The 16,787-nt window shown below is 32.1% G+C and carries 13 protein-coding genes; 10 read left to right on the plus strand and 3 right to left on the minus strand.

The genetic code is table 11. The features are described 5' to 3' along the window. The first annotated feature begins 24 nt into the window (after positions 1-24). The 6 genes from rpmH to LG45_RS02455 all read left to right on the plus strand — a co-directional run bounded on the left by rpmH (position 25) and on the right by LG45_RS02455 (position 6,452). A complete protein-coding gene (gene rpmH, locus LG45_RS02430) occupies positions 25-186 on the plus strand; it encodes a 50S ribosomal protein L34 (RefSeq protein WP_008464848.1) in 162 nt (53 codons plus the stop codon). A gap of 273 nt (positions 187-459) precedes the next feature. Continuing rightward, complete coding sequence (gene carB / locus LG45_RS02435; protein ID WP_035124046.1) at positions 460-3,312, plus strand: carbamoyl-phosphate synthase large subunit; 2,853 nt, start codon at positions 460-462, stop codon at positions 3,310-3,312. A 177-nt stretch (positions 3,313-3,489) separates the two neighbouring features. Further along, a complete protein-coding gene (locus LG45_RS02440; RefSeq protein ID WP_035124049.1) occupies positions 3,490-3,885 on the plus strand; it encodes a hypothetical protein in 396 nt (131 codons plus the stop codon). A gap of 235 nt (positions 3,886-4,120) precedes the next feature. Further along, the gene (locus tag LG45_RS02445; RefSeq protein WP_035124051.1) at positions 4,121-4,402 is read left to right on the plus strand and encodes a hypothetical protein; all 282 of its coding nucleotides are present in this window, start codon (positions 4,121-4,123) and stop codon (positions 4,400-4,402) included. Then, complete coding sequence (locus LG45_RS02450) at positions 4,399-5,556, plus strand: AAA family ATPase (RefSeq protein WP_035124054.1); 1,158 nt, start codon at positions 4,399-4,401, stop codon at positions 5,554-5,556. Before LG45_RS02445 ends, LG45_RS02450 begins: the two co-directional genes overlap by 4 nt. Beyond that, positions 5,556-6,452: a hypothetical protein gene (locus LG45_RS02455; RefSeq protein ID WP_035124056.1), complete on the plus strand. Its 897-nt coding sequence runs from the start codon at positions 5,556-5,558 to the stop codon at positions 6,450-6,452. The genes LG45_RS02450 and LG45_RS02455 overlap by 1 nt, the downstream gene beginning before the upstream one ends. A gap of 155 nt (positions 6,453-6,607) precedes the next feature. On the opposite strand, the gene LG45_RS02460 is transcribed toward LG45_RS02455, so the two are convergent. The 3 genes from LG45_RS02460 to LG45_RS02470 form a co-directional block, all read right to left on the minus strand. Next, positions 6,608-7,375: a carboxypeptidase-like regulatory domain-containing protein gene (locus LG45_RS02460; RefSeq protein WP_035124058.1), complete on the minus strand. Its 768-nt coding sequence runs from the start codon at positions 7,373-7,375 to the stop codon at positions 6,608-6,610. A gap of 168 nt (positions 7,376-7,543) precedes the next feature. Beyond that, positions 7,544-9,511, minus strand: coding sequence for a DEAD/DEAH box helicase (locus tag LG45_RS02465; RefSeq protein ID WP_035124061.1), 1,968 nt, complete (start codon positions 9,509-9,511; stop codon positions 7,544-7,546). Between the two features lie 151 nt (positions 9,512-9,662). Beyond that, positions 9,663-10,232: a non-canonical purine NTP diphosphatase gene (locus LG45_RS02470; protein WP_035124064.1), complete on the minus strand. Its 570-nt coding sequence runs from the start codon at positions 10,230-10,232 to the stop codon at positions 9,663-9,665. 156 nt (positions 10,233-10,388) lie between these two features. Between LG45_RS02470 and LG45_RS02475 the strand changes: the two genes are divergently transcribed. The 4 genes from LG45_RS02475 (at position 10,389) to LG45_RS02490 (ending at position 16,786) form a co-directional block, all read left to right on the plus strand. Next, positions 10,389-12,752 carry a hybrid sensor histidine kinase/response regulator gene (locus LG45_RS02475; RefSeq protein ID WP_052087456.1) on the plus strand — a complete coding sequence of 788 codons (2,364 nt, stop codon included), beginning with the start codon at positions 10,389-10,391 and terminating at the stop codon, positions 12,750-12,752. A gap of 339 nt (positions 12,753-13,091) precedes the next feature. After that, entirely contained in the window at positions 13,092-14,870 is a 1,779-nt protein-coding gene (locus LG45_RS02480; RefSeq protein ID WP_035124066.1) for an ABC transporter ATP-binding protein, read from the plus strand. A gap of 110 nt (positions 14,871-14,980) precedes the next feature. Further along, the gene (capB, locus tag LG45_RS02485) at positions 14,981-16,243 is read left to right on the plus strand and encodes a cysteate-C-fatty acyltransferase (RefSeq protein ID WP_035124068.1); all 1,263 of its coding nucleotides are present in this window, start codon (positions 14,981-14,983) and stop codon (positions 16,241-16,243) included. An 84-nt stretch (positions 16,244-16,327) separates the two neighbouring features. Continuing rightward, positions 16,328-16,786 (plus strand): hypothetical protein, encoded by a 459-nt coding sequence (locus LG45_RS02490; protein WP_035124282.1) that lies wholly within the window; start codon positions 16,328-16,330, stop codon positions 16,784-16,786. Position 16,787 lies beyond the last annotated feature (1 nt).

The following is a 16,787-nucleotide window of genomic DNA, read 5'->3' on the forward strand; positions in this document are numbered from 1 at the left end:
ATACGATTTTAAAGATAAAAAGCAATGAGCAAAAGAACGTTTCAACCATCGAAAAGAAAAAGAAGAAATAAACACGGATTTATGGACAGAATGGCTTCTGCAAATGGAAGAAAAGTCCTTGCGCGTCGTAGAGCTAAAGGAAGACATAAGTTAACTGTATCTTCAGAACCAAGACACAAAAAATAATGATTAGTTTCTAATCAATATCTAGCCGTTACTTTTATTAGTAGCGGCTTTTTTTTAAACTTGTTCATAAATTTTGATAATTTTTAGAAGCTAGTTCCTGCTATTCGTTGCAATCTTTTTAATTTTGCACTCCGCAAGCTCCGAACAAAATTAAAAAGGATTTCCACTGCTATCAGGGCTAAGCATATCAGTAAAGTTCAGTTTTAAATTTATACTATATTTTAAATTTATTAACTAAAGGTTTCATAACAACAACACAACAAACAAACTACAATGCCAAAAGACAATTCAATCAAATCGGTTTTAATTATTGGTTCAGGTCCAATCGTTATTGGGCAAGCATGCGAATTTGACTACGCTGGTTCACAATCGGCACGTTCCATTCGTGAAGAAGGAATTGAAGTAATTCTTATCAATTCCAATCCAGCAACAATCATGACTGACCCAAGTATGGCCGATCATGTTTATTTATTGCCATTAACAACCAAATCCATTATCCAAATCCTAAAAGAACATCCTCAAATTGATGCTGTTCTTCCTACAATGGGCGGACAAACAGCGTTAAATCTTTGTTTAGAAGCCGACGAAAAAGGAATTTGGGAAGACTTTAATGTAAAAATGATTGGTGTCGATGTAAATGCAATCAATATTACCGAAGACAGAGAACAATTCAAACAATTATTAGAACGAATCGGAATTCCAGCCGCGCCAGCAAAAACAGCAACTTCATTCTTAAAAGGAAAAGAAATTGCTCAAGAATTTGGTTTTCCATTGGTAATTCGTCCATCGTTTACTCTTGGTGGAACTGGAGCAGCATTTGTACACAACAAAGAAGAATTTGACGAAAAACTAACCTACGGTTTAGAAATGTCACCAATTCATGAAGTCTTGATTGATAAAGCTTTACTGGGTTGGAAAGAATACGAACTAGAACTTTTACGTGATAAAAATGACAACGTAGTTATCATCTGTTCGATAGAAAATATGGATCCAATGGGAATTCATACAGGAGATTCGATTACGGTTGCGCCTGCGATGACTTTATCGGATACAACGTTTCAAAAGATGCGTGATATGGCAATTCTGATGATGCGTTCTATCGGAAATTTTGCCGGAGGTTGTAACGTGCAATTCGCCGTTTCACCAGATGAGAAGGAAGATATCGTTGCCATCGAAATCAATCCGAGAGTTTCGCGTTCTTCTGCTTTGGCGTCAAAAGCTACTGGTTATCCAATTGCAAAAATCGCTTCTAAATTGGCTTTAGGTTACAACTTAGACGAACTTCAAAACCAAATTACAAAATCAACTTCAGCTTTATTCGAACCAACTTTAGATTACGTAATCGTAAAAATACCAAGATGGAATTTCGACAAATTTGAAGGCGCCGATAGAACTTTAGGACTTCAAATGAAATCTGTTGGTGAAGTTATGGGAATTGGTCGTTCGTTTCAAGAAGCGCTTCACAAAGCAACGCAATCACTTGAAATTAAGAGAAACGGACTTGGAGCAGACGGAAAAGGTTATAAAAACTACGAACAAATTATTGAGAAATTAACTTTCGCAAGTTGGGATAGAGTTTTTGTAATTTACGATGCTATTGCGATGGGAATTCCGTTGAGCAGAATTCACGAAATTACTAAAATTGACATGTGGTTCTTGAAACAATACGAAGAATTGTATTCGTTGGAAAGAGAAATCACAAACTATAAAATAGATACTTTGCCAAAAGAATTATTACTTGAAGCAAAGCAAAAAGGTTACGGAGACAGACAAATTGCACACATGTTGGGTTGTTTGGAAAGTCAGGTTTATAAATTGCGTGATGACATGAACATCAAGCGTGTTTATAAATTGGTGGATACTTGTGCTGCCGAATTTAAAGCAAAAACTCCTTATTACTATTCAACTTTTGAAGCAGAAATTCAAACGGCAAACGGCGAAAGATACGTTCACAATGAAAGTATTGTAACCGATAAAAAGAAAGTCGTTGTTTTAGGTTCTGGTCCAAATAGAATTGGGCAAGGAATTGAATTTGACTATTCTTGTGTTCACGGAGTTTTAGCTGCGAAAGAATGTGGTTACGAAACGATTATGATAAACTGTAATCCAGAAACGGTTTCAACCGATTTTGATACGGCGGATAAATTGTATTTCGAACCAGTTTTTTGGGAACACATTTACGACATCATTCGCCACGAAAAACCAGAAGGTGTAATTGTGCAACTTGGTGGTCAAACCGCTTTAAAACTAGCAGAAAAATTATCTAAATACGGAATCAAAATTCTTGGAACTTCATTCGATGCCTTAGATTTAGCCGAAGATAGAGGACGTTTTTCAGAATTATTAACCGAATTAAATATTCCGTTTCCACAATTCGGAATTGCTGAAAGTGCTGACGAAGCTTCGAAATTAGCAGATACTTTAGACTTTCCGTTATTAGTTCGTCCTTCTTATGTTTTGGGTGGACAAGGAATGAAAATTGTCATCAACAAACAAGAATTAGAAGAACATGTAATTGATTTATTAAAATCGATTCCAGGAAATAAATTGCTACTTGACCATTATCTTGATGGAGCAATTGAAGCTGAAGCCGATGCGATTTGCGACGGAGAAAATGTGTACATCATAGGAATTATGGAGCACATCGAACCATGCGGAATTCACTCAGGTGATTCTAACGCGACTTTGCCACCATTTAATTTAGGTGAATTTGTAATGCAACAAATAAAAGATCACACAAAGAAAATTGCTTTGGCTTTACGAACAGTTGGATTAATAAACATCCAATTTGCGATAAAAGACGATACGGTTTACATCATCGAAGCCAACCCAAGAGCATCGAGAACGGTTCCGTTTATTGCAAAAGCTTATGGTGAACCTTATGTGAATTATGCAACCAAAGTAATGCTAGGCGAAAACAAAGTAACCGATTTTACTTTCAATCCGCAGTTGAAAGGTTATGCGATTAAGCAACCCGTTTTCTCTTTCAGTAAATTTAAAGATGTAAACAAAGCACTCGGACCAGAAATGAAATCGACAGGTGAAAGCATTTTGTTTATAGATGATTTAAAAGACGATCAATTCTACGAATTATACAGCAGACGAAAAATGTATTTGAGTAAATAAAATAAAAAATCCCGAGTAACATCGGGATTTTTTTTTGGAAATGCGCTTCCATTTTATCGACTAAATACATAGCCTGTGTGGTTTAAAGACTATATTTTCCTTTAAACGATTTTTAGACTTGGTTAAAAGTAATCTTTCTAAATTTGATTTATAATTACAAACAAGTAACTGTTGGTTATGAATAAAATTTTCAATCCTATTTACAGACAAGACTATTTTGAGGGTTATTTTGTGGGTGTGAATCCTAATTCTCAAATTGATATAAATATTACAAACGAAGCATTTTCAACAGGATTTAATGCAGGAAGAATGGATTATGAAAGTTGGAACGGAGGCTTATCTAACGGAATTCCAAAACGAGTAATTACCAAAGAAATTCTTGAAGATTTCCTTCTAGCAGGATTATTAGGTTTAAACATCGACACTAACGATTACACACCTTTTCAGTTAAATGTTTTATCCAAATGGTACCAAAGCGGTACAGAAAAATACGAACCCAACCACAGCTTGTATCTATTTTCTGTTCTAGAAGAAAAAGGGATAAGTGTTAAGAATGAGACTTTTTATTTGTAGGTGTTTTTTTTGGATTTGATCTTGGAATGCGGCCACAAGAAGTTGCGTAATTCATTAACTAACAATTATAAATATAGGCAAACCTTTGATTCAGCAAAATGAATTCTGACAAAAACCAAGCCTAGCAATTTCTTGAAACTGCTGTTATGTGACGTTATTATTTCAACGTAACAATTTGTTGTGATTTTTTTTCATACTTTTGTGTCCTGTATTATAATACGGAAGTAAAAAACTTATGGCAATTTATTTAATTACATACGATTTGAGTTCAGAGGATAAGGATTATACATCATTATATTCTGCGATTGAAAATCTTGGGAATGCTAAACGAATATTAAAATCAGTTTGGCTAGTTAAAGTTAAAAATCTGAAAGCTAATGATATTTCTCAAAGCTTAAGATCAGTTATGGACGAAAGAGATTTGCTATATGTTGTAAAGAATGATGATTTGGATAGACAGGGTTGGATGCATTCAAGTAACTGGCAGTGGTTGAAAGATAATACAACTCAATTATGATAAGAGAAATTTCTTTACATAATTATAAGTGCTTTGAAGAGGAAGTTTTTGAGTTATCAGAGATAAATTTATTTTTCGGATTAAATGGGAGAGGTAAGTCAAGCGTATTACAAGCGATTTTGTTAATGTCTCAATCTATTCATGAAATTGATTCTTTAAAGGAATTAATTATATCAGCCAATTTTTTGAAGTTGGGTGGATTCAATGATATAAAGAATTCAGACTCTAAAAAAGAGTTTATTAAGTTTGAATTTAAGACTGACGTTGAAAAAATGGAAAGTTTTGGATTTGAATATATTAAAAATCAGCAATTATCCGAAAGAGGAATATTGAACGAATTTGAGTTAAACGGTATAAAAAGTTCCGAAGAGTCAATTTCTGATTCAGAAACAACAGCAAGTATTAATAAATCTATTAATTATAAAGACGACTCTCGTATTCTTAATATTTTTAAAAACATACATTATGTAAGTGCTGATCGAGTAGGGCCAAGATTATATGTAGATAAATTTGGAATTGGAAATTTAGAAAAAACAGATTCTAGAGGTGAAAATTCAATAAATATATTGTCTTCTTACACAGAAAAGTTAAATGAGAAATTATTCATTGGAAATGAAATACCAAAAAATTTAATTGAATTATGTCAAATGTGGCTCAGTTATATTTTTGATGGAGCAAATATTGAGATAAATAGTAAAGGAGAAAGTGTTTTGACATTAAAAATGAATCCTAGAGATGGAAAATTATATAAGTCAGTAAATGTTGGATTTGGTTATAGCTATATTCTTTCTATTGTATTAACATGTCTTTTGGCAAAAGAAAATGATATCGTAATTTTTGAAAATCCAGAGGCTCATTTGCACCCCAAAGCACAATCAAGGTTAACTCACTTATTTGCCAGATTATCACTTAGTAAAGTTCAATTATTTATTGAAAGTCATAGTGAACATATTTTAAATGGATTAAGAGTTAGTGTGTCCAACAAAAACTGTTCAATTAATGAAAAAACTGTCAGTTCTTATTTCTTTGGGGAGAATTTTAAAATTGAAAAACTAAATATTGATAGTAAAGGTTTTATTAATAATTGGCCAAAAGATTTTTTTGACCAAACAGATATAGATAATTCATTAATATTTAATCATTCAAGAATTTAATGATTGCTAATTTTTATATTATTCCTGAATCTTTAAGTAGTAGTAGCTTGAATGATGAACAGTTTTTATCTTCATTAGAAAATTTTATTTCTGAATATTATAAAATTGTAGAGTTTAAAGAAGAAAACAAGATAATTATTCAAGATAAAATATATGAAATTATTTTACCTAATGGAAAATCTTTAGCGGAATTTATATATTCCGATAATCCAAATTTTGAAGGTAAGGATATATCAATTAAAAAGTTTTTATCAAGTGTTTTTTCTAAATTAGTTCACGAAGAATTTTCTATTGATGATATAAAAGATAGGATTAAAAGTAATTCTATTGATTCTTGTTACGGGATTATTTCTTTGTCAAAAATCAAAGATATTGCTGATGAAAATCAAATTATTTATGATAAAAATTCGTGGTTAAATTTTAGGCGATATCATTTGGGTTTATTTTTTGGCGATGCAAAATACTTTATTGATGAATGCAAGAAGTATTATACTGAATTATTTTTCCACGAAAACAATTACACTTCTACAGGTAAAATTTTAGATGGATTTTCAAACAAAATTATATTTCATTTAAGTTGTTTGAATGACAAGTTGCCAAGTTTATTAATTAAAAAAAATTATAACAATCATACTGAATTACTCACTAATTTTTCAATTGAAGCATCCTTAGATGATCTAGCTTCTTTAGAAGGTGGAAATAAAGATAGATTAAAATTTAGCTTTAAAAATAAAGATGGCAAAATTGAAAGTATAGTTTGTGAACCTCATATGAAATTATGTTGTAATGATACATCAGATGGACATCATTATTATCATAGGATTTACTTTTATTTTGGAAAAGAAAATGTTGAAAATTGTAAAATACTTGTTGGTCATATAGGCGAACACTTATAATGTCACACAACTTATTTCTTGGCACCACAAACAAATATTTACAAACACTTATGGTCATCTGTAAATGTTTGAAAATTGTTTTACATCCGTAAATATATGAAAAATCCTCAACTGCTTTACAATTGAGGATTGGTGAATTTATTAAAATGGGAAAGTTATTTTTTCTTTAAAACTTTGTATTCTTCGTAGCATTGGCTTATCGCGTCCATAATTTGCATATCGTTGGCGGTTTCTATAAACGATTGTGAATAGTTGCAATGTTGTAGAATTTCGGGAATGTCGTTCTTGTCTATTCCTAGTAAAACAGCTAGTGTTTCTCTATCAAATTTAGATTCCAATAAATTACGAACAGTGTCGTCTTTACGCATTTCTTTTAGCTTTTTTAACTCCTTAGGTTTGTTTCCAAAGAAATTATAAAGCATGTCGGCTGGATTAAATATAGAGTTTAAAACTCTTGAGAATGCGTTTGGTGAGCGATCGCCAATTTCGTAAGCATTTGGTAGTCCAGAGATGCTGTATCGGTAATTTTCAACTTCTGGAATTAATTTTGTGTCAATTTCTAAATATCCTGTAAGTTGGTATCGTTTTACTACAACTTCCTCAAGTGCGATGGCTTTTTCTGTAAGTTGTATTTTGGCATTTCCGTTTTTAATCCAGTCGCTTGTTACTCTAACTTTTATCGATTGAAATCCGATAGAGGTAATATGTAGTGTATCGCTTTGGGTTACATCAATTTCAAAATACCCTTTTGCATTGGTCATGGTACCTTTAACTTTATTAACATTTATGATGTTTACATTCGCTAAAGGAAGTAAAGTATTGTTGCTTACAATGGTTCCTGTTACTTTTTTGCTAGTTTGAATTTCCTGCGAAAAAGTTAGTGTTGTGGTAAATAGTAATAAAAAAGCTATAAAATATTTCATGTCTTTATTTGAAGGTTTAAAAGTATAAAACTCTGCAAGAAATCATATAGGATTGGCTAATTATTATAAGAAAATTAACAAATGCGTAAGGGTTTTTAAACGAAAAAATCCAAATCCCAATAGTTTATCATTGGAATTTGGATTTTTAAAAGTTGTTATTTTTGAGAATTAACTTCTTCTTGGTCTTCTAGTTTTAGCATCATCAAATGAACGACTTGCTGGTCTATCAGAACTACCTTCAGAGCGTCTTGGAGCACTTTCTCTTTGAGAAGAACCTGGTTCTCTTCTTGGGGCTGCGCTTTTAAATCCGCCTTCTCTTGCTGGTCTGTCAGATGAAAATCCGCCTTCTCTTCTTGGAGCTGAACTTCTTTCGTTTCTATCTGTTCTTGGTCCGAAACTTCCGCTTCTTGGAGCCGAACTTCTGTCGCCAGAATTTCTATCGCCTCTAAATCCGCCACCGCTTCTTCCACCACCAAATCCGCCGCCACTTCTTCCGTTGTGGTCACGTCTTTCACGGCTTCCGCCATCATTTTTAGAAATTTCTACGTTGATTCTTCTTCCGTTAAGGTCAAATCCGTTAAGAACAGACATTACTTTATCAGTATGTTCGCCATCAGTATTAAAGAAAGAGAAACCTTCTTTAACATCAACTTTAAACACGTCATCACGACCTAAGTCTAACGTTTCTTTCAAGAAATCTTTCAATTGCATCCAATCGAAATCGTCTCTAGAACCAATGTTTACAAAATATCTAACTGGATCACCAGCTCTAATTTCTCTTGGCTCAGAACTTCTTTCGCTTCTTTCTCCTTTTTCACCAGATAAGTCGCGTTTCTTTTTGTAGTAATTGATGAATCTGTTGAATTCTACAGAAACCATTTTCTTGATTAATTCTTCTTTAGTTAAACCATCAAGAACTTCGTTGATTGCCGGTAAATAGTTGTCTATTTCGTGGTCAACTTCGGTATCTTTAATTTTATTAGCTAAGTGCAACAATTGAATTTCACAGATTTCAATTCCAGATGGGATTGTTTTTTCTTCAAATTTTTGTTGGATGATTCTTTCGATAGACGAAATTTTACGCAACTCACTTTTAGTGATAATTACGATAGAAGTTCCTAATTTACCAGCACGACCAGTACGGCCAGAACGGTGATTGTAGGTTTCAATTTCATCTGGCAATTGATAATTTACTACGTGAGTAATATTATCAACGTCAATTCCACGTGCGGCAACGTCTGTCGCAACAAGCATTTGAATTTGACGACCTCTAAACGATTTCATTACGCCATCACGTTGCGCTTGAGATAAATCTCCGTGCAATGCAGCAGCACTATAACCATCTTCAATTAATTTTTCTGCAACAGCTTGTGTATCACGTTTTGTTCTACAAAAAACTACAGAAAAAATATCTGGATTAGCATCGGCTAAACGCTTTAAAGCTTCGTAACGGTCACGAGCATTCACACAATAAAATTCGTGAGAAACTGTAGCCGAACCTGAATTTTTGCTACCAACAGTAACTTCTGCTGGATCGTGCATAAATTTCTTTGCAATTCTTGCTACTTCTGCAGGCATTGTTGCAGAGAATAACCAAGTATTTTTTTCATCTGGAGTATCGGATAAAATCGATACAATGTCTTCATAAAAACCCATGTTCAACATCTCATCTGCTTCGTCAAGAATACAGAAGTTGATGTTTTTGATGTTTACAAGACCACGATTTATCATGTCTTGCATTCTACCTGGAGTTGCCACAATAATTTGTGCACCTCTTTTAATGTCTCGGGCTTGTTCTGTAATGCTTGCACCACCATAAACTGCCACTGTATTAATACCTTTTACGTATTTAGAGTATTGTTTAATTTCGTTGGTGATTTGTAAGCATAGCTCACGCGTTGGTGATAAAATTAACGCTTGTGTACTTCTGTCTTCGGCATCGATTTTCTGTATTAGCGGAAAACCAAATGCTGCTGTTTTCCCTGTACCTGTTTGTGCTAAAGCTACTAAGTCTGTGTTTTTTTCCAATAAGACTGGAATGGCTTTTTCTTGCACTTCTGACGGATTCTCAAATCCTAGATCTTTGATCGCCAGCAGTAACGACTCATTCAGACCTAATTGTTCAAATTTATTCATAAAGTATTTTAAAATTGGGTGCAAAGGTAGGTTTTAAATACGATATAAACTAATTTGTTTGTATTTGATAATCAGTAGGTTGTGATTTTTAACTTTAGGATAACAAATAGAAAAACTATTTTGTCTTTACTATTTGTAAAAAAAAATACGGTTATTGTAAGAATTCAATCAATTGTTTTACGGCAATTCCTCGGTGACTTATTGTTGACTTTTCTTCAATGGTAAGCTCTGCGAAAGTTTTAGTGTATTTATCGGCTACAAATATTGGATCGTAACCAAAACCATTGTCTCCAATTTTTTCATCAATGATTTTTCCGTTGATGATTCCAGTAAAAAGGTGTTGTTCGCCATTTAGATTCAAACAAATAACTGTTTTGAAATTGGCTTTTCGGTTGGTTTTATCTTTAAGATTGGACAATAATTTGTTCATGTTATTATCGTCATTTTTGGGTTCGCCAGCATATCTTGCCGAAAAAACTCCTGGTTCACCGTTTAATGCATCGACTTCTAAACCAGAATCGTCTGCAAAACAATTGAACCCATATTTTTCTGTTACATAATTGGCTTTCAAAACTGCATTTCCCTCAATTGTATCAGCAGTTTCTGGAATTTCTTCGGTGCAACCAATGTCTTCCAAACTTACAATCTCAATAGTAGAAGAAACCAAGAGTTGAATTTCACGAATCTTATTTTTATTATTTGAAGCAAAAACTAGTTTCATAGCTATAATTTGAAAGGATTAACTTGATTTTGTAAAACTACGATAATCACTTTTAATCGACAATTGTAATCTATAGTTTAATCTTATTTTATCAAAATAAAACCATATTCAAATTGTTTCCGTATATAACTTCACCCAAATTAAACTTATAGTTCTATGAAACAAAAATTACTTACCATTTTTGTGACTGCAATTCTGTTATTGTTCTTCCAAAATACAGCTTTTTCTCAGTATATAATAGGCAGTAAAAACATAGATTTCAATCAGAAATCATTGCATAATTTCACTACTATTTTTGATTCCAAGCAAAATCAATTGTCTATTAATGAAGTTCTTAAAATAGATAAAACTAAATTTAATCCGCTAAATGATGAAAATCATGATTTAGGATTTACAGCAGATAACTATTGGCTGCATTTTTCGGTAAAGAACGAAACAAATAGTGATTTAAAATATTATTTAGAATCGTCTCGACCTATTGTTGATGTTGCCAACTTCTATAAAGTGATCGGTAATAAAGTGGTAAGTATCCAAAAAAGTGGCGACAATATTCCGTTTAAGGAACGTAGTTTTAAGCACAGAAAAACATTATTTACTGTTTATTTATTACCAAACGAAACAGCAGATTATTACATAAATCTAAAAAGTGATGGAGAAGTTATAAATGCTCCGGTTATTTTAAGAACGCCAATGAATTTAGTTGAAGTAACCTCATTTGAACAAATCGTTTTCGGATTTTTTTATGGGATCTTAGTAATTGCTTCAATTTTATACTTTTTCTTTTTCTATGCAATGAAAGAACGAGTGTTTTTGTATTATGGTTTATACGTTGTATTTATTGGATTGCTTCAGTTTTCATTGGATGGATATTTTTATCAATTCATTACGCCGAACGCAGGTTGGCTTTCTAATAAATCGGTTTTATTATTTGCTATAATTTCAGGATTCTTTTTAGGAAAATATGCCCAAAATTATTTAAAAGTCGCGCAAGTTAGTGTTCGATTGAATACTTTATTTAACGTTTTGTATGTGTTTTTTGGTTTGTTGTTTTTGGTAATAATTTTTATTCCACAATGGTTTCAATATGGTTATCCAGTGATGAATTTTCTTGGATTGCTTCTACTCATTTTGATTATCAGTTCGTTAATTCATATCTATGTAGAAACTAAAAAAATATATTCATTTTTTACCTTGGGTATTTTGTCTTTAGTGACCGGATTTGTTGTTTTTATATTGAAAAATTTTAGTTTGTTGCCTTATAATTTCATAACAGAAAATAGCTCAAAACTAGGAACTGGTCTTGAAGTAGTATTTCTGTCACTTTCAATGGCAAGTTTGATTAAAGATCTTAAAGAAGAAAGAGAAAATTTGCAAGGATTGGCGCTTCAAAAGTCGGAGGAAATGAACGAAATGAAATCGTATTTTCTCTCTAATATAAGTCATGAGTTGCGAACGCCATTAAACACAATAATGAATTTTATAGAATCTATTGATGGTGAAACTGATAGTAAATCGATTCAAGAAAAATGTGAAGTAATTAGAAGTTCCTCCAGTAGTTTGTTGAGTTCAGTTAACGATATTTTGGATTTTTCTAAAATTGAAAAAGACGAAATTAAATTAGAGGAAGCCGATTTTGATTTATATAGATTATTAAACGAAATCAGAACTGATACTTTAAACAGAGCTCAAAATAAGGGACTAGATTTTCAATACATTCAATGTCAAGATTTACCAAAAATGGTCTTTGGTGATGTAGATAGAATTAGGCAGATTCTTGTAAACTTATTGTCGAATGCATTGAAATTTACAAGTGAAGGTATCGTGAAATTTAAAGTGGATTGTGAAATTATTAACGATAAAGTTGCCTTAAATTTTATTGTTTCTGATACTGGAGACGGAATTTCAAAAGAAAAGATTGATAGTATTTTCGATTCATTTTCGCAACAGTCAATAAACAATTCCAGAAAATACGGCGGACTTGGTTTAGGATTGTACATCGTTAAAGCATTGGTTAATTTGTACAAAGGCGACATTGAAGTTCAAAGTATTGTAAATCAAGGAACGGTTTGTAATGTGAAAATAAATCTAATTAAAGTTGCTATAAAAGAGGAAGTTAAGTTGGAAGAAATAAACAATTATAACCTTCACGGAAAACGAATTTTAGTGGTGGAAGACAATGCTATGAATCAAATGGTATTGAAAATGATTACCAAAAAATGGCTCAATACCGAGGTTGATTATGCTTTTAACGGTGAAGAAGGTTTGGAGTTTTTAAGAAAGTCAAAATACGATGTGATTTTGATGGATCTTCAAATGCCAGTTATGGATGGTTATGAAGCTACAATCGAAATTCGAGGCGGAAATTCGGGAATTAACGATAAAAATATTCCGATAATCGCTGTAACTGCTGACGTTATGGAATCTACAAAAGATAGAGTTAAAGAAATTGGAATGGATTTTTACTTGTCTAAACCGGTAAATAAAGACGTATTATTTGAAATTATTCAAAAATGTGCGTAAAAAAGATGAAAAACACGTAAAACTACGTGGATGCATGAATTTTTAACAACTTATCTTTGCTAACGAAGTAGGTTAATATTTGTTTTGAAAAATTATTTAGACTTTAAAAAGTTTTTTAAAGCGCAAAAAAAAATTTAATAATAGTTCATATCTTATAACTTTTCTTGGATTTTCTTCTAGGGTTATAAATTTGTTTGGGACTCATTTTTTATACTTTTTTAAGATTTGAAACTCATTATTAAATTGGAGAAAGCAACTGTAACAGGTTGCTTTTTTTATTGTTTTTTATTTCAAAACTAATTTTTAAAGTCTTATTTTTGATAAATACTTCACATTAATATGACTTTATCGGCACTTTATAAAAAAATCTCTCCGTTTGTTAAACCTTATAAAAAATTGGTGGTTGCAACATTACTGCTAACTTTTTTAGGTTCATTTGCCGCACAAGTAAATGCATTGATTTTAAAATACACCGTAGATTCTATAAGTGAATTGATGGTTGCCGGCGAGCCATTATCGAAAGGATTTTATTTGCTTACTGTAATTAGTATTGTGTTGTTATCCAAAGAGTTGTTGTATTCTATAATTCAATTTGGACAAAAATTTTATGGTGAGAAACTCCGCATTTACATCACAAGAGATATTTCGCAAACTATCGTAGAAAAAATTCTCACTTATAGAATGGAATTTTACACATCATCAGAAAATGAAAGTGGAAAATTGCAAACGCGTATCGATTTAGGAATTAGTAGTTTAACACGATTAGTTCAAAATTTCTTTATTGATATTTTACCCTTATTTGCAAATGCTTTTGTGGCTTTAATTATAATGTTTTACGCAAATTTCTATGTCGGATTGGTGAGTTTGTGTATTATACCGATATATTTTTATATCAGTCAATTGCAAGCTACAAAGTTGAGTGGTTTTAGAAGGCGAATGCGCAATTATCGTGAAACTAAAAACAACGGAATCATCAGTTTAATTGAATCGATTACTGTCATAAAATCGTTTGTTCGCGAACCAATGGAAGCCGATCGCCACAAGAAAATTCAATTCGACATGACCGAAAATCAGATGCAAACTAGAAAAACCAGCTTTATATTTGATAGTGTAAAAGGTTTTGTAGAACAAATTGGAGTTGTTGTAATCATTATTCTCACAGCTTATTTTGTACTAAATGGTTCGATGACAATTGGTGCAATCATGTTTCATATTATGTTATTCAACAACGTTTCTGCTCCAATAAGACAATTGCATCGAATTTACGATGAGGTAAATGATGCACTAATTTATTCTGAAGGTTTTTTCGATATTTTAGAATCTGAAAAAGAAAAAGAAGTAAGCGGCAGCTTTATTCCTGAGAAAATCACTGGTTTGATAGAAATTAAAAATGTCGATTTTGTGTATCCAAATGGAACGCAAGCGCTTTGGGATATAAATTTCAAAATTAGACCAAACGAAACTACTGCTTTGGTAGGATTAAGTGGCGCAGGAAAAAGTACTATCATCAATTTATTGGATAAATTTTATTTGCCAACAGCAGGAACAATTTATTTAGATGGTGTTGATTTATTCGATTATGATACTGATTTTCTTAGAAAAAACATCGGATTGGTTTTACAAAAAAATCATATTTTTAAAGGAACAATCGCCGATAATATTCTTTACGGAAAACCAGATGCGACGCAATTAGAAATCGAAGCGGCATCTAAGCAAGCTTACATTCATGACCAAATTATGCAATTGCCTAATGGTTATAATTCGGATGCCCATTTGCTTTCAGGCGGACAACAACAACGTATTGCAATTGCACGATTATTTTTAAAAAATCCACCTATTATTTTTCTCGACGAACCAACCGCAAGTTTGGATGCAATTGCTACCGAACAGATTAAAAATTCATTAGACGCCATTAAAAAAGACCGAACCGTAATTATCATTTCGCATAGCATTTCTCAAATAATTGATGCTTCACATATCGTAGTTTTAGAAAAAGGTAAAGCCGTAGAAAATGGCTCACACGACGATTTGTATCAATTGAAAGGACCGTATTTCGAAATATTTACAGCGATGGCAAATAGTTTAAACATCGATAAAATCACACAGACTTTCGATTGATTTCAAATTATTTTTTAAATTACGATTATTAAAAATAGGAACTTAAAATAATTCAAAATCCAAACAAAATTATCATTACTTTTGCATCGTTTTAAAACAACATATTTATCATGGTAAAAGATTTATTTGAAAGAATACAAAACAATAAAGGACCATTAGGAAAATGGGCATCTCAAGCAGAAGGTTACTTTGTTTTTCCAAAACTAGAAGGAGAACTTGGACCAAGAATGCAATTTCAAGGGAAAAATATTTTGAACTGGAGTTTGAACGACTACTTAGGTCTAGCCAATCATCCAGAAGTTCGTAAAGCCGATGCAGAAGCTGCTGCTCAATATGGTGCGGCATATCCGATGGGTGCACGAATGATGAGCGGTCATACTGATGCTCACGAACAACTTGAAAAAGAATTAGCTGCTTTTGTAATGAAAGAATCGGCTTATTTATTAAACTTTGGATACCAAGGAATTATGTCATGTATTGACGCTTTGGTTACTAAAAACGATATTATTGTTTATGATGTAGATGCACACGCTTGTATTATCGATGGTGTTCGTCTTCACATGGGAAAACGTTTTACATACAAACATAACGACATGGAAAGCATGGAGAAAAATCTTCAACGTGCTACCAAAATGGCTACAGAAACTGGTGGTGGAATTTTATTTATCACTGAAGGAGTTTTCGGAATGCGTGGACAACAGGGTAAATTAAAAGAGATTGTTGCTTTAAAAGAAAAGTACAACTTCCGTTTATTAGTTGATGATGCACATGGATTTGGAACTCTAGGAAAAACTGGTGCTGGAGCAGGAGAAGAGCAAGGTTGTCAAGACGGAATTGATGTGTATTTCTCAACATTTGCAAAATCTATGGCAAGTATTGGAGCTTTCCTTGCTGCCGATAAAGATATAATTGATTATTTAAAATACAATTTGCGTTCACAAATGTTTGCAAAAGCATTACCAATGATTCAGACAGTTGGTGCTTTAAAACGTTTAGAATTATTGAGAAATCACCCAGAATTGAAAGACAAACTTTGGGAAAACGTAAACGCATTACAATCTGGTTTAAGAGCTAGAAACTTCAATATTGGTGATACAAATACTTGTGTTACACCTGTTTATTTGGAAGGAAGTGTTCCAGAGGCAATGGTAATGGTAAATGATTTAAGAGAAAACTACGGTATTTTCTTGTCAATTGTAATTTATCCTGTTATTCCAAAAGGAATTATTTTATTAAGAATGATTCCAACAACAACACATACTTTAGCTGATATTGATGAAACCTTAACAGCATTTGAAGCTATTCGTGAGAAGTTAGTAAATGGAACTTATAAGAAAATTGCCGACGCAACAACGGTTGACTTAGACGCATAATTTTAAATATATAATAATAGAAAATCCACTCAATAATTTTGAGTGGATTTTTTTTGTACTTTTATAATTCTAAAATTCAATATGATGAGAAATAAAATTTTATTAGCGAGCGTAGTTTTGTCAGTATTATTTTCGTGTAAAAAAGCAGAAGAACCAGTTGTAGAAGACAATCCAAAACCAGAAGTTCAAGAAGTTGCTACAAAAGAATGTTACGAATATGTTCAAGGAAATGATACTATTCAGGCAAATTTATTAGTGCAATCGCAAACTGTAAGTGGTGATTTGGTTTATAAAATATTTGAAAAAGATAAAAATGTTGGAACAATCGTCGGAACATTAAAAGGCGATACTTTAATTGCCGATTATACTTTTAACTCAGAAGGGAAAGAATCGGTTAGACAAGTAGCTTTTTTGCGAAAAAACAAATCACTTGTTGAAGGTTATGGCGACAGCGAAGAGAAAGAAGGGAAAATGGTTTTTAAAGATTCTAAAACACTAAATTTTTCTTCAAATATGATTCTAAATGAAATTCCTTGTAAGTAAA

Origin of the sequence: Flavobacterium aquatile LMG 4008 = ATCC 11947, from assembly GCF_000757385.1 — a bacterium.
In the GTDB taxonomy this organism is placed as follows: domain Bacteria; phylum Bacteroidota; class Bacteroidia; order Flavobacteriales; family Flavobacteriaceae; genus Flavobacterium; species Flavobacterium aquatile.